Here is a 13444-nt window from a genome sequence, read left to right on the forward strand (position 1 = left end):
CGACCGTCCAGCCTACACGGACGGACGCGACCGATTGGTCACAAACGGCGCGCGAGCGTTCGTCGCGTCCGGGCTCACTCGTTAGCGCCGGGGTAGAGCGCCGACACCTGCCAGACGTTCGCGCGGACGCCGGCCCTGACGAGGTCCATCCGCACGCGGTCGCCGGCGTGGTGGTTCGCGAGGTAGTCGCGGTAGCTACTGTTCTCGTAGGACGTGACGTGGAACGTCGAGCCGTTGTCGCCGCGAAGTGTCGCCGCACCGTGGTCGTTTACCTCATTTACGATTGTAAACGTATCCGGGCTATTTCTGGACGCTGTCTGAGACATACTCGATTATATGTTAATGAGGCACATAAAACCTGCCATCGCGTTTAGTAAATCATTATAAACTATTTCGTGATTGTGGCTCGACGGAGACTGTCAGTTCGCTGTCGGTCGATTTTCGGAGAATGGCCCGCGTCCGCGAGTTGATTCGAGGCGCCGTGCGCCGGTGGTTGGGTTGTGACCGGCGTGGGACGTGACGCGACACGGCCACGCTGTCGAGCGCGGGTGGGTCGTCGAAACGAATTGTGTCGCGTAAGTACGGCCCCCCGAGTCTGGGACGGGGCGCAGTCATCCTAGGTAGTGGAACCAATTAACGGAATAGCTTGATATATCCGGTTTCATTAGTCACCCGCGTCGCCGCGAACTCCTCGTCGCACGTCGACGTAGTAGTCGCGGAGCACGTCCCGACCGATTCGAATCGGCGTCTCCGAACCCACGTCCTCGTCGAGCACCGCGGTCACAGTCCGTCGTTCGCCCGCGAGTTCGACCACGATATCAACCCGCGGCGGCGCGCCGTCCTCGACCGTCGCCGGCGGTTCGGTGCCGAGGTCGGCCGCCAACCGGGGTGCGATTTGCGTCGTCGAAGCCGTGGTGTCGATGCGCGCGAGCACTTCCTTCGACCCGCTGATGCCGGTGACGGTCACGCGCTCCGCGTGGCCGACGACGGGGGCCCGCTCGTCGCGGACGTGCGACGGAGCGTCCGCCGGGGGCGTCCCGTCGAGCGCGCGCCCGAGTCGTTCGACGAGCGCCGGGTCGGTGCGCCCGCCGGCCCGCTCGATTGCGAGGCGGGCGATGGCCGCCGCGGGCGACCGTCCGGTGGCGCGGAAGAGCCCGCGGAACCCCGCCGTCGGGTTCACTTCGAGGACGACCCAGCCGTCGTCGCTCTCGATGAGGTCGACGCCGGCGTAGTCGAGGCCGAGCGTCCGCGTCGCCCAGAGCGCCGCCCCGGCGGCCCCCTGCGGGAGGTCCTCGGACGCGTCCTCCACGTCGCCGCCGAGGGCGACGTTCGTGCGCCAGTCGCCCGCCGGGGCGTAGCGGTACATCGCGCCGACGACCTCGTCGTCGACGACGTAGATTCGGAGGTCGCGGTGGCGCTCGCCCGCGTCGACGTACTGCTGGATGAACGCCCGGCGGCCGTCGACGGTCGCCGAGACGGCCCGGTCGTGGTCGACCAACCACGTCCCGCCGCCGTTGGTCCCGACGGCCGTCTTGTAGACGACCGGCGTCCCGAACCCGTCCCGCGCGGCGTTCAGTTTGGCGTCCGCGGTGGCCATGTACGTGTGCGGCACCGGGACGCCCGCGGCGGCCAGCCTGCTCGCCGTCGCGTGCTTGTGGACGGCGAAGAGGACGCTCCGCGGGTCGTTGAGCACGGGGCGAACCGCGGCGTAGCAACTGGCGATAGAGAGGTCTTCGAGCGGACTCGTCGATTTCGACAGCAGGAGTCGGTTGACCACCACGTCGACCTCGGGGTCGAGCGTGACGCCCGACGGCGACACCTCGATGCCGACTGCCTCCTCGTGGAGCCAGACGGCCTCGTGGCCGAGCGCCGTGACCGCGTTGCTGATGGCTTTCGTCTCCCTGCTGTCGTGGAATCCCAGAATCCCTACTGTGACCGTCGGTTCGTCCCCACCCATGGTGGGAGTACGCGCCCCGGTCGCATCAGCGCATCGCGAGGTCCCGCAGAACCAGAATGTGATGCCGCGCGACGCGTCACGGGTGCGTCGCGGGCGCGGCGGTCACGTGCTCATGAAGTCGGCTGTCGGTTCGCGCGAGGCGGCCTCGCGCGGGAGTGGTCCTCGTTACTCGGTTTCGGTGACGCTCACGGTGTAACTCCCGCTCCCGGAGTAGCTGTCGACCAGCACCGAGAGGTCCGTCGACGCGTCGGGGTTGTCGATGACTATCTGCTCTTCGCTGTCCGTGGTCCACGACCGGTAGTCGTACGACCCGGTCGTGGGACACGTCCCCGAGCCCTCGTTGACGTAGAGGTCGAAGTCGGCGCTCGCCGGGCCGCTGAGGTCGACGACGACCTGCGACGGCGAATCGTACTCCCACGCGTAGCTCCAACAGTCGGAGTCGGCCGACGACGACAGCGAGTCGTCGATGGTCGAGGTGGTCGAGTCGCCACCGCCACCACCGCCGCCGCCACCGCCGCTTCCCGGTTCGGTCGTGACGGCGTTCGCGGCGTCCACGCGGCCCGCGCCCTGTTCGTTCTCCGAGAGGCCGATATCGACCGCGGTGTTCTTGAGTTGGCTCCGCAGGTCGGCCGGCGAGAGGTCGTAGACGGCGAGCGTGAGCCCGGCGACGCCCGAGACGACCGGCGTCGCCATCGACGTGCCGGATATCTCCTTGTACTCGGTGTCGGTCGTCCAACACGACAGCACGTTTGTCCCCGGCGCGGCGAGGTCGATGTCGGTGCCGTAGTTGGAGTACGACGCCAGCGTCTCGTCGGGGTCGAGCGCGGAGACAGCGACGCACTCGCTGTAGGCGGCGGGGTACGAGACGCTCCCGCTCCCGTCGTTGCCGGCGGCGGCGACGACGAGGCTCCCCTGCTGGGTCGCGTACGACACGGCGTTTTTCATCGTGGACGTGTAGCCGCCCCCGCCGAGCGAGAGGTTGATGACGTCAGCGCCCTGGTCTGCGGCCCACTCGATGGCGTCGGCGATGTCGCTCGTCGAACCGCTGCCGGACTCGGAGAGCGCGCGCCCCGAGAGGAGCGACGAGTCGCTGATGCCGCCGATACCTTCGCTGTTGTCGGTCGTGCCGGCGGCGATGCCGGCGACGTGCGTGCCGTGGTACTCGTCGGCGAGCACGTCCGGATACGGGTCGCCGTCGGCGTCGACGAAGTCCTGGCCCTTGTCGGAGGCGAACTGCGCCGAGAGGTCGGGGTGGTCGTATTTGACCCCTTGGTCGACCACGGCGACGGTCACGTCGGAACTGCCGAGCGTGGTGTCCCACGCGGTGTCGGCGTTCACCTGCTGTGGCGCGTACTGACTGCCGTACTGTGGGTCGTTCGTCGTGTAGAGCGCCTGATGGGTGACGTTCTTCTCCGCGTACTTCACCTCGTCGCGCTTCGTGACCGCCGAGATGAAGTTCTCGCGGGCGCGGTCGGCGGCGACCGACGGGAACTCGACCGCCACGTAACTGAGGGTCTTGTTCTCGTGGACGACCGTCGCGTTGCCGGGGACGTGCTTCTCGACGGCCTTTCGCGGGCTGTCAGCCGTCTTCGAGACGCCGACGAGAATCTCGTCTTTCTTCGGACCGGGGGACCGTCCGGGCGTCGCGGAGGTCACGCCGGCCGCGCCGGTCAGCCCGGCGGCCGCGGCGAGTTTCAGGAAGGTTCGTCTGTCGAAGTTCGGTGTGCCTGCCATGGGCACACATGTCTCGGGAGACCGTGGCAATATTTGTTAGCTTGACTGAAATTTCAATTTCAGCCTGTTCTTCAAAGACAGTTCGGAACGGATCCATAAACCAAAATAAATCCTCGACAAATTCCCTAATCGTCGTTCCCACTTCGGTCGCCCCGCACTCGAAATTTATAACCCCGAAACCGGGTGAGGTGGTGTATGGACCTCTTGCGGCGGTTGGTCGGCCCCGACGGGCTCCCGTCGGGCCGAGTGGCGCTGTTCGTGGACGGGCCGAACGTCCTCCGCGACGAGTTCGACGTGGACTTAGACGACATCCGGGCGGCGGCTCGCTCGCTCGGCGGGCAGTTGAGCGCGGCGCGGCTCTACCTCGACGAGCACGCCACGCCGGGACTGATTCAGGCGGCCGAGGCGCGCGGCTTCGAGGTCGTCGTCACGAGCGGCGACGTGGACGTGAAACTCGCGGTCGACCTCACCCGCTACGCCGTCGAGGACCGCGCCGACGTCATCGCGGTCGCCTCGCGGGACACCGACTTCAAGCCCGCCCTGGAGACGGCCAACGCCTACGGCCTACGGACGGTCGCCATCGCGCCGGGGAGCTACGGTCGCTCGGACGCGCTCCAGAACGCGGCGACCCACGCGATGACGCTCGACGAACTCACCGACGGCGGCGACTGAGTCGAGAGACGGCCTGTCCGACTCTGATACGACCCGACCCGACCCGACCTGACCTGACCTGACCGACCGCGAACGGTTCGCTTTTTCCTCCCCCGCCCGACCACTCGCCCATGCAGGAGTTCGACACGCCGGTCGTGGACAACCACCTCCACCTCGACCCGGACCACGGGCGCGGGCTGGAGGCGGTGAAGGATTTCGCCCGGAGCGGCGGCACGCACCTCCTCGTCGTCAACAAACCCTCGTGGCTCCTCGGCCACGAGGTCGAGACGGGCGAGGACTTCCGCCCGGTGTTCGAGACGACGGTCGAGGTCGTCCGCGAGGCCTCGGAGCTACTCCCCGGGCGCGCGTGGCCGGTCCTCGGCGTCCACCCCGGTCTCGTCTCGAAACTCGTCGACGACCGCGGCTACGACCCCGAGGACGCCCGCGACCTGATGTGTGCCGGCCTCGACACCGCCGCCGAGTTCGTCCGCGAGGGCGACGCGCTCGCGCTCAAGTCCGGCCGCCCGCACTACGAGGTCACGGACGCCGTCTGGGAGGCCTCGAACGCCGTCCTCAGACACGGCCTCGACCTCGCCGCGGACTGCGACTGCGCGCTCCAGCTCCACACGGAGTCGACGACCGACCTCTCGGACGTGGCCGAGTGGGCCGACGAACGCGGCGTGCCCGGTGAACGCGTGGTCAAACACTACGCGCAGGGCCACCTGACCGGCGGCACGCCGAGCGTCATGAGCGACAAGGACCGCCTCGAAGACGCCGCCGAGCGGGGCGACCCCTTCCTCATGGAGACCGACTTCATCGACGACCCCGACCGCCCCGGCGCGGTGATGGGCCCGAAGACCGTCCCCCGGCGCGTCGATTGGCTCCTCGACGAGGGGCGCGACGACGCCGTCAGGAACGCCCACGTCGAGACGCCCGCGCTGGTCTACGGCGTCGACACCGAAGCGACGCTGGACCGATAGGGACCGATCGGCGGCGAGGCGACCCACCGCCGAAACCGACGCACGAGTCGAATCGCGCCGTCTTCTCCCACGTCGTCGTCTCACACGGTCACAAGCAGGATAAGAAAGGCATTTGAGTCCGGCACGGGAGGTTGTAGGTATGACCGAGGCCGAGGAACGATACTACTCGCCGGAACGCTGGCAGAACTGGTTGACGCGCGTCGAAGAAGAGGACCTGGACCTCGAAAGCGAGGAGACCGGCCGTCTCCTGATGAACATCCAGAACGACGCGGCCATCGCCATCGCCAAGATTCTGACCGCCTACGACGACGACACGCTGGGCGAAGAGGAAGCACTTGACGAGCTTTCGACCGTCCACGACATCGTCATGGCCGAACCCGAGTTCGAGTCGGAGAACGAGGAGGCCGAAATCCTCATCGGGAGCGTCCAGACGAGCCTCTCGTGTGCCTTCTTCGCCGCCGAGGAGTTCATCGTCGCCGGCCCCGCCGAACTCGAAGACGACATGGACGCCTACATCCGCGCGGCCGCGGACGCCGAGGCCGCCGACGACCTCGACAGCGCGCTCGGCTACATCGTCCAGGTCGGCACCCGCGTCATCGACGGCGAGGAACTCGACATCGAGGTCCTCGACGAACTCGAATTCGGACTCGTCACCGAGTGGGTCAACGGTCTCGACAGCCTCCAGAGCGGCCTCTCGGAGCCCGAGGTCGTCGAAGAAGAAGACTGAACTCGGCCTCTCGCTTCTGTAGGAGTCTTTTTCCCGTTTCGGGTATCTTCACGTCATATGGACTTTCGGGGGGACGAGCGAGCAGTTACTGTCCAAATCGGCGCAGTGCTGCTGTTTGGGATGATCATCATCTCGATGTCGATGTACCAAGCGACCGTCGTCCCGAATCAGAACGAACAGGTCGAGTTCCTACACAATCAAGAGGTTCACGACCAGTTCAAGTCGCTTCGCGGTGCAATCATCGAAAGCTCGTCGGAGACGACCGCACGGCCTTCGACGGTCTCGTTGGGGACGCGGTATCCGAGTCGAACGCTGTTCGTCAATCCCGGTCCCGTATCGGGGACGTTGCAGACGCGGGAACTCGGTGATATTTCCATCACGAACGTTAGCACGACGGAAGCCGAGACGGGCGACTACGTTAACGGCGACGACAATCTCTCGTATCCCACCAAATCGCTCGAATACCGGCCGAACTACAACGTCATGCAGTCCACCCCGACAACGGTGTACGAAAACACCATCGCGTACAACCGGTTCGACACCGGCTACGACGGGACGCTCTCCGGGCAGTCGCTGATAAACGGCCGGACGATTTCGCTCGTTGTCCTCCAAGGCAACTACTCCGAGAACGGCGTCGGTTCCGCGACCGTTGACGCGCAGGCGATTAGCCCCGCGACGCGGACCGTCTCCGTGAAGAACACATCAGGACGCGTGAACATCACCGTCCCGACGAAACTGTCGGTGGGCGAGTGGCGTGACGCGCTCGAAGACGATGGTGAGTTGAACGACCCGGAAAGCGACGACGACTACGTCTATAGTGTCACCGACGGTCCTGGTGATACCATCTTCATCGAGATGAAAAAGGGCGTGACGTACGACCTCCGCGTCGGAGCGGTCGGCGTTGGGTCGGGTGTCGACGACCCGTCCGCACATTACCTGACGGTCGTCGACGGAGCCTCGCCTCGAAGCATCGCGCCGGGAGACACTGAGACGCTCACCTTCGAAGTTCGGGACCGATACAACAACCCCGTCTCTGGAGTCTCAGTAAACTTCTCTACGAGCGGGAGTTCGGTCTCAATCGACACGGAGGAGTCGACGACCGATTCGAAGGGCCGAATCCGAGTGACAGCAACGGGCGCGTCCGCGGGGACCGCCGAGGTGCTCGGCAGCTTCGACGATGAGACGTTCGACGCGGAAGACAGGCAGGACGCGGGTGTCGAAATCACCGTTTCGAGCGAAGAGGCCACCGCGGGTGGCGTCGCCGGACTCCTCTACGAGAACGACGCGGTCGCCCGCGACGGCGACGATGGAGACTCGTCCCCCGGCGGCGTCGAGTTCTCGCTGCGGAACGTCGACTCCGACTCCGTCGAACTCCTGAGCGTCGTGGTAAATCCGCACGACGACAGTATCGATGGACTCTCAGACAGGGTCGACGGCGGGAACGACGACCCCGGCGAGACGGAGCTGTACGTCGAGTCGCCGAGCGGTGACGCTCTCGTCGACTACCAGATTGCCCAGAACGAGTACGTCGACGTGCCCGATGACGGGCTCGCAATCGATATCGACGAGAGTGGTGACCTCGGCGGGTCGAACCCTGTCGTCGGCACCGGCGAGTCCGCGCGGTTCTACGTGTACGAGTTCTACGACAGCGACACGAACGTCGACATGACCGGCGAGTGGCTCTCCGTTCGCGTGACTTACCGCCTCCCGTCGGGTCTCGTCGACGCCAAAACGTTCTCGTTCGAAGCCAACGCCCAGCCAGAAGGTGATGTGAACTCCCCGCCGACCCCCAGAACAACCGGGCCGTACAGCGTCCCCGAAGGCGGGTCGATACAGCTTGATGGATCCGGGAGTTCGGACAGCGACGGGTCGATTACCAGTTACAGTTGGTCCATCACCAACGACCCCACGGGGCAGGCGAGCCTGTCGAACCCCAGTTCCGCCCAGCCGACGTTCAACGCGCCCGACAGCGTCTCGGGCGACACCGACGTGACCGTCGAACTAACGGTGACAGACGACGACGGAGCGACGAGTATGAGAACGACGACCGTGACCGTCACGGACACAGACGGCACGCCGTCTCCGTCCGTCTCGATGCGTGTCGACGACCTCACCGACATCCAAACGAACAACCCCGACTTCGTCGTCTCCTACGACATCGGGGACACGAACGCGTCGTTCGAGCGCGTCGAGGTCAGGGCCGATTCGACGGAGGGCTCCGCTTCGGGCTTCGCACAGCAGTCGACATCGCGCGGCAGCGTTCGGTTCCAGCCCGGATACGGAGTCAGACAGACGTTCGAGGTCACGATTGACGTGATTTACGACGGGCCGAACGGAGAATACGTCGAGAGCTCACGGACCGTGACCGACGTGGCCGACGCGCGGAACCGGAACGGAAACGCCGACCTGTCGCTCGGAAGTAGCGCATCCATCGACGCGTTCGACGTCGAAGACCGGACCGACACCGGGACGAACGCGGTCTGGTACCGCGCCGACTACGACGTGTCGTCCGGCGACTTCAGTCGGGTCGAACTGGTGGCGCTCAATCTCAACGGCAACGGGGCGACGACCACGACCCAACGTACCGACCGGAGCCGTAACAACGTCGACATCATCGAGCGGCGGGACGGCGCACAGACCGACTATCGGGTCGGGATATTGGTGTACGACGACACCGGTGCCGTCGTCGATATCCAGACCGTCGACGACGTCGCGGACGGGGACGGTCCGTAGTTCGACAACCGACGTAACTCACCATCGACAAAACCTTATCCCTCGGTTCTGTAGCATCGACCATGACTTCCGTCGGCATCGACGCCATGGAGATTTGGACGGGCAAACTCGTGTTAGACCTCCCCAACACCTTCGCGCCGGTGAAGGGCGAAGACCCGGAGAAGTACACGAAGGGTCTCGGTCTCCACACGTCGTCGTTCCCGGACGTGTACGAGGACATCGTCACGATGGGGGCGAACGCCGCCAAGCAACTGATGGACCGAAAGGGCCTCACGCCCGCGGACATCGGCCGCATCGACGTGGCGACAGAGTCCGCGTTCGACAACTCCAAGCCGGTGTCGACGTACATCGCGGGCTGTCTCGAACAGGTGTACGACGGCGACTTCCGCCACGCCAACAAGGGCGAGCGCAAGTTCGCGTGCATCGCCGGCACCCAGAGCCTCGACGACGCCTACAACTGGATTAAGGCGGGTCGCAACCGCGGGCGCGCGGCGCTCGTCATCGCCACCGACACCGCCCTCTACGAGCGCGGCGACCCCGGCGAGGCGACGCAGGGCGCGGGCGCGGTGGCGATGCTCATCGACGAGGACCCGGACCTGGTCGAACTCTCGACCGAGCAGGGCTACGGCAGCATGGACGAGACGGACTTCCTCAAGCCGAACCAGCAGTTCCCCTCCGTGGACGGCAAGCGCTCCATGCAGGTGTATCTCGCCCGCATGCGCGAGGCGCTCGAAGACTACGAGAGCGTCGCGGGTCGCACCCACCCCGACCTGTTCGAGTACATCCCGTTCCACACGCCGTTCCCCGGCATGGTCCGGAAGGCGGCGCTCCTCGGCTTCCGTCACATGACCCGCGACACCGACATCGAAGACGACCTCGAAGCCGAAATCGGTCGGCAGCCCCGCGAGGAGGACTTCGAGACGTGGGACGACTACGAGGAGGCCATCCGCGGCTACATGGACGAACTGAAGACGACCGAGCAGTACCGCGACTGGTACGGCCGCGTCATCGAGCCGACGCTCGACATCTCCAGCCGCGTCGGCAACTGGTACACCGGCTCGGTCCACATCGCCCGGCTGTCGGCGCTGAAGACCGCCGCGGACGAGGGGAAGGACATGACCGGCAAGTCGCTTCTCGTCGGCTCGTACGGCTCCGGCGCGCAGGCGGAGATTCACGCCGAGCGCATCCAAGAGACGTGGCTCGACGAAATCGAGGCCGTGGACGTGGACGACCAGCTCGCGGCCCGCACCGAGATTTCCTTCGACGACTACGAGCTCATCCACGACGTGCACAACCACGAAAAGGAAATCGAGGTCGAGGAGTTCACCCAACCCGAAGCCGAGTTCGTCTTCACGGGCTGGGGCCGGATGAACGAGCGCCGCTACGAATACGTCGAATAACAGACCGACCGCACGGCCGAGCGACGGGCGAGCGCCCGCGTTCGCGCTGGGTCGTCAGAACGAACGGGCCTGTTCGGGGAGTATCGACCACGAGTCCGCCGGGTCCGCGCCCCGGTCGTCGTAGAACTTTCTGCCGATGTAGTCGTCGCTCACGCTTCCGAGTATCGTGTTGTACAGGTCGGCGGCCGACTCGTAGGTCTCGGGTCCGAGCGGGGCGAGGATGGTCTCGACGGTCTCCGCGTCGTCGACGTTCGGCGCGGCCACCTCGATGTCGCCGGCGCGTTCGAGCACGCGCTCGGTCGTGACCGGGTACTCGAACGCCGTTTCCAGATGCGATTGGAGGTCGCGAATGTCCATGGGCGGACATCGTCGCGGTCGCCCTTCGGCTTTTTTCGCCCTCAGGCGGACACTCTGGAAACTCGAATCGAACGGAATCGAACGGAATGAACCCGAATCGGAGGAGCCGAAAAAACGGGTGACTGCGGCGAACTCAGGGGAGTTTCCGCAGGTCTTCGAGCATCTCGTCTAAGTCGCGGTCGGTCACGGCGAGGGCGAAGCCGTCGATGGTGGCGAGCGCGGGCGCGTGCTCCCAGAGTTCGTCCTCCGAGAGGCCGTGGAGGACGACCGCGTTCGGCGTCGGCGTGACGACGCGCATGGCGACGAGCGGCGACTCGCCGCGGGTGACGCCGGTGAAGACGAGCGCCCGACTCGTGGACTGACCGTAGAGCCGGTAGAACTCCTCCGAGGAGAGCCGCGTGATTGCCTGAATGCTGTTGATGACGGTGTGGCCGCTGATTCGGTCTTGGTCGCCGTCGACGATTGGCGTCGCGCCGATGGCGTCGTAGAAACTGTCAAGCGGAATCGACGTGGGGTACTCTCGGAGGTCCTGGACGATGTCGCTCTCGAAGCCGGCCGAGAGGACGCGGGCGTACTGCCGGATTCGACTGCCGCCGCGGGCCTCGTCGATGTCGAGAAGCGCCTCGACCATCCGGCGGATGACGCCGATGCCGGGGCTCTCGCGGCGACCGCTCTCGTAGTCGGAGACGACCGACGACGACACGTCCAACTGCTCGGCGAGCGCCGTCTGGGAGATGTCGAAGTCGGTCCGCCACTTCCGGAGCGTCGCGCCGGGGTCGTCCGAGAGGGTAATCTCGCCCGCGATGCGGCGGGCGAGGTCGTCGCGCGGTGCCGCGGTCATCGCGAACACCTCGGTCCAACCGAGGAGTGAATCATGGGACAACGTGCGTGAGTGTCCCGCAAAAGGATGTCGAAAGTGGTAGTCGTCGCCTGACGAACCCCGTGGGAACCCTGAAGGTCGTCGGCCGACCACTACGCGGTATGCCATCGACCCTCGTCCACGTCGCGGTCGGCGGACTCGTCGGTGCCGCCCTCCTCGGTCGCTGGTTCGACGCCCGCTCGGTCGGCGTCGCGCTCGTCGCCGCCGCGGTTCCCGACCTCGATTCGTTCACCAGCACGCTCCTGCCCGGGAGCCATCGCGCACTCCTGCACACGCTGTTGCTCCCGCTCGCCCTCGTCGCGGTCGTTGCCTACGACACGCGGATTCGGGACCCCGAGCGCTCCGCGATTCGTGGCCGGTGGGGAACCCGCGGCGTCGTCGTCGCGTGGGTCGGCGTCGCCGCGCTCCTCTGCGGCGGCATCTTCCCCGACCTGTTCACCAACGGCGTCAACGCCTTCTACCCGCTTCACGACGCCTTCTACTCGATTAGCGGACGCGCCGAGTGGTCGAGCACGCGCGGGTTCGTCCAGACGTTCGTCGAGCTACAGCCCGCGTCGCCGCCGCCGACGACGGAGACGCTCCACTACAGCACCGTCGTTGACCCGTCGCCGGGCGCGGAGCCCGAGAACGTCGAGCGGGTCGCCCCGCTCGCCTCATCGGGGACAGAATTGATGCTCATCGTGCTCGGCGCGGGCGTGGTCGGCGGCCGACTCTTCTCGGAGCGGCTTCGCGGCTCGTCGGAGTGAGTCGAGAGCGCGGCTGCGACTCCGAGCGTTCATAACCGATGGCGACGCACCCGCGTGCATGAGCGAGACACCCGACGGCGTCGAGGTGCGACCCTACGAGCCGGGCGACGCGGACGCGTTCTGGGAGCTGAAACGCGGGTTCGAACTCGGCATCGGCGAGGGGACCGGCGACGACGACAAACTGTCGAAGTACGAGGCGAAGCTCACCGACGACTACCGCGAGCGATACCTCTCGTGGGTCGAGCGCTGTGCGACCGACGACCCCGGGTGCGTCGTCGTCGCCGAGGCGGTGTCGGACGACGAGCACGGTGCTGGCGGCGACGACAACGCTGACGACAGCGACGGCGGCGACGCTCATCTGGTCGGCTACGCCTTCGCGCTCCCCGAGGAGATGACGTTCATCTGGGACGCCGCCGTTCTCAACGAGTTATTCCTCGACGCCGACTACCGCGGGACGGGCGTCGCCGACAAACTCATGGAGGCCGTGTTGGACCACGCGCGCTCGCAGGACCTCCCCCTCGACCGAATCGTCCTCGACGTGGACGAGGCGAACGACCGGGCGCGGGCGTTCTACGACCGCTACGGCTTCGACCACTGGGGCGAGCTCGTCGCTCGCGACCTCTGAGGTCGGGAAACGCGAGGAGCCGGAAAAACGAGAACCGAAAACCGAAAACCGAGCGGGCGGACGCCGACGACTACCGGAGCGCCGCGGCCCCGAGGCCACCGACGGTACCGAGAACGGCGGGGTACGCGACGCCCGCGAGAAGCGCGGACGTGACCGGGTCGGGGCTGATGGCTGACTCGCCGAGGGAGACGGTGAACAGCGCGATACCCGCGAGCGCGAAGACGAGGTAGCCGATAGTGGTTCCCGCGCCGGCGAGCGCGCCCGCCCGCGTCGAGGACGCGCCGCTGACGACGGCCGCGAGCGCGCCCGCCGCGAGGAGCGCGACCACGGGCACGACGTAGAGAATCGGCGAGAACGCCTCGATGCCCTCGATGAGGTTCGTGGACGAGGTCGTCCCGAACAGGCCGGGGAACGTCGTCGTCACGCCGTGGGCGCTCATGAACACCCAGCCGACGACCTTCCACGTCGAGATGTCGGAGCCGAGGGCTTCGAGCACCTGACTGGCCGTCGAGTTCTCGATAGTCGAGGAGGTGAAGACGTAGGTCGCGAGGTAGCCGAACAGGGCCGCCCCGAGACCGGCGACGCCGCCGCTGCCGACCGACCGAAGCGTCGATGGTGTGGAACCGGGCGTCGATTCAGGTGTCGTTGACATCG

13 protein-coding genes are annotated in these 13444 nt (G+C 66.3%); 7 read left to right on the plus strand and 6 right to left on the minus strand.

All coding sequences use genetic code 11. The features are described from left to right. Window positions 1-74: 74 nt before the first annotated feature. The 3 genes from AUR65_RS10440 to AUR65_RS10450 form a co-directional block, all read right to left on the minus strand. On the minus strand, window positions 75-326 hold the full coding sequence (locus tag AUR65_RS10440) for a hypothetical protein (RefSeq protein WP_058566835.1): 252 nt from the start codon (window positions 324-326) through the stop codon (window positions 75-77). Window positions 327-664: 338 nt separating this feature from the next. Next, window positions 665-1957: an ATP-grasp domain-containing protein gene (locus tag AUR65_RS10445; RefSeq protein WP_058566836.1), complete on the minus strand. Its 1293-nt coding sequence runs from the start codon at window positions 1955-1957 to the stop codon at window positions 665-667. A gap of 165 nt (window positions 1958-2122) precedes the next feature. Beyond that, on the minus strand, window positions 2123-3691 hold the full coding sequence (locus tag AUR65_RS10450; protein WP_058566837.1) for a S8 family serine peptidase: 1569 nt from the start codon (window positions 3689-3691) through the stop codon (window positions 2123-2125). Between the two features lie 195 nt (window positions 3692-3886). Between AUR65_RS10450 and AUR65_RS10455 the strand changes: the two genes are divergently transcribed. From AUR65_RS10455 to hmgB, 5 genes are all read left to right on the plus strand, one after another. Then, the gene (locus tag AUR65_RS10455; RefSeq protein WP_058566838.1) at window positions 3887-4363 is read left to right on the plus strand and encodes an NYN domain-containing protein; all 477 of its coding nucleotides are present in this window, start codon (window positions 3887-3889) and stop codon (window positions 4361-4363) included. A gap of 110 nt (window positions 4364-4473) precedes the next feature. After that, window positions 4474-5322, plus strand: coding sequence for a TatD family hydrolase (locus AUR65_RS10460; RefSeq protein ID WP_058566839.1), 849 nt, complete (start codon window positions 4474-4476; stop codon window positions 5320-5322). Window positions 5323-5461: 139 nt separating this feature from the next. Continuing rightward, window positions 5462-6049, plus strand: a complete 588-nt coding sequence (locus AUR65_RS10465; protein ID WP_058566840.1) for a DUF2150 family protein — start codon at window positions 5462-5464, stop codon at window positions 6047-6049. A 57-nt stretch (window positions 6050-6106) separates the two neighbouring features. After that, window positions 6107-8782, plus strand: coding sequence for an Ig-like domain-containing protein (locus AUR65_RS10470; RefSeq protein ID WP_058566841.1), 2676 nt, complete (start codon window positions 6107-6109; stop codon window positions 8780-8782). 62 nt (window positions 8783-8844) lie between these two features. Further along, window positions 8845-10182 carry a hydroxymethylglutaryl-CoA synthase gene (hmgB, locus tag AUR65_RS10475; RefSeq protein WP_058566842.1) on the plus strand — a complete coding sequence of 446 codons (1338 nt, stop codon included), beginning with the start codon at window positions 8845-8847 and terminating at the stop codon, window positions 10180-10182. Between the two features lie 54 nt (window positions 10183-10236). Here hmgB and AUR65_RS10480 read toward each other — a convergent pair whose 3' ends face one another. Continuing rightward, window positions 10237-10539 (minus strand): DUF5789 family protein, encoded by a 303-nt coding sequence (locus AUR65_RS10480; RefSeq protein ID WP_058566843.1) that lies wholly within the window; start codon window positions 10537-10539, stop codon window positions 10237-10239. A gap of 133 nt (window positions 10540-10672) precedes the next feature. Beyond that, a complete protein-coding gene (locus AUR65_RS10485; protein WP_004975230.1) occupies window positions 10673-11380 on the minus strand; it encodes a helix-turn-helix domain-containing protein in 708 nt (235 codons plus the stop codon). A gap of 140 nt (window positions 11381-11520) precedes the next feature. On the opposite strand from AUR65_RS10485, the gene AUR65_RS10490 reads away from it, so the two are divergent. Continuing rightward, window positions 11521-12165, plus strand: a complete 645-nt coding sequence (locus tag AUR65_RS10490; RefSeq protein WP_058566844.1) for a metal-dependent hydrolase — start codon at window positions 11521-11523, stop codon at window positions 12163-12165. A gap of 58 nt (window positions 12166-12223) precedes the next feature. Further along, window positions 12224-12790: a GNAT family N-acetyltransferase gene (locus tag AUR65_RS10495; protein WP_058566845.1), complete on the plus strand. Its 567-nt coding sequence runs from the start codon at window positions 12224-12226 to the stop codon at window positions 12788-12790. 70 nt (window positions 12791-12860) lie between these two features. On the opposite strand, the gene AUR65_RS10500 is transcribed toward AUR65_RS10495, so the two are convergent. Beyond that, complete coding sequence (locus tag AUR65_RS10500) at window positions 12861-13442, minus strand: hypothetical protein (protein ID WP_058566846.1); 582 nt, start codon at window positions 13440-13442, stop codon at window positions 12861-12863. Window positions 13443-13444: the final 2 nt, after the last annotated feature.

It is taken from the genome of Haloferax marisrubri, from assembly GCF_001469875.2.
GTDB lineage: Archaea > Halobacteriota > Halobacteria > Halobacteriales > Haloferacaceae > Haloferax > Haloferax marisrubri.

Coding starts and splice junctions, on each gene's coding strand:
- AUR65_RS10485 (WP_004975230.1), bottom strand. CDS start 11,380: ATGACCGCGGCACCGCGCGACGACCTCGCCCGCCGCATCGCGGGCGAG.
- AUR65_RS10465 (WP_058566840.1), top strand. CDS start 5,462: ATGACCGAGGCCGAGGAACGATACTACTCGCCGGAACGCTGGCAGAAC.
- AUR65_RS10490 (WP_058566844.1), top strand. CDS start 11,521: ATGCCATCGACCCTCGTCCACGTCGCGGTCGGCGGACTCGTCGGTGCC.
- hmgB (WP_058566842.1), top strand. CDS start 8,845: ATGACTTCCGTCGGCATCGACGCCATGGAGATTTGGACGGGCAAACTC.
- AUR65_RS10450 (WP_058566837.1), bottom strand. CDS start 3,691: ATGGCAGGCACACCGAACTTCGACAGACGAACCTTCCTGAAACTCGCC.
- AUR65_RS10460 (WP_058566839.1), top strand. CDS start 4,474: ATGCAGGAGTTCGACACGCCGGTCGTGGACAACCACCTCCACCTCGAC.
- AUR65_RS10445 (WP_058566836.1), bottom strand. CDS start 1,957: ATGGGTGGGGACGAACCGACGGTCACAGTAGGGATTCTGGGATTCCAC.
- AUR65_RS10455 (WP_058566838.1), top strand. CDS start 3,887: ATGGACCTCTTGCGGCGGTTGGTCGGCCCCGACGGGCTCCCGTCGGGC.
- AUR65_RS10470 (WP_058566841.1), top strand. CDS start 6,107: ATGGACTTTCGGGGGGACGAGCGAGCAGTTACTGTCCAAATCGGCGCA.
- AUR65_RS10500 (WP_058566846.1), bottom strand. CDS start 13,442: ATGTCAACGACACCTGAATCGACGCCCGGTTCCACACCATCGACGCTT.
- AUR65_RS10440 (WP_058566835.1), bottom strand. CDS start 326: ATGTCTCAGACAGCGTCCAGAAATAGCCCGGATACGTTTACAATCGTA.
- AUR65_RS10495 (WP_058566845.1), top strand. CDS start 12,224: ATGAGCGAGACACCCGACGGCGTCGAGGTGCGACCCTACGAGCCGGGC.
- AUR65_RS10480 (WP_058566843.1), bottom strand. CDS start 10,539: ATGGACATTCGCGACCTCCAATCGCATCTGGAAACGGCGTTCGAGTAC.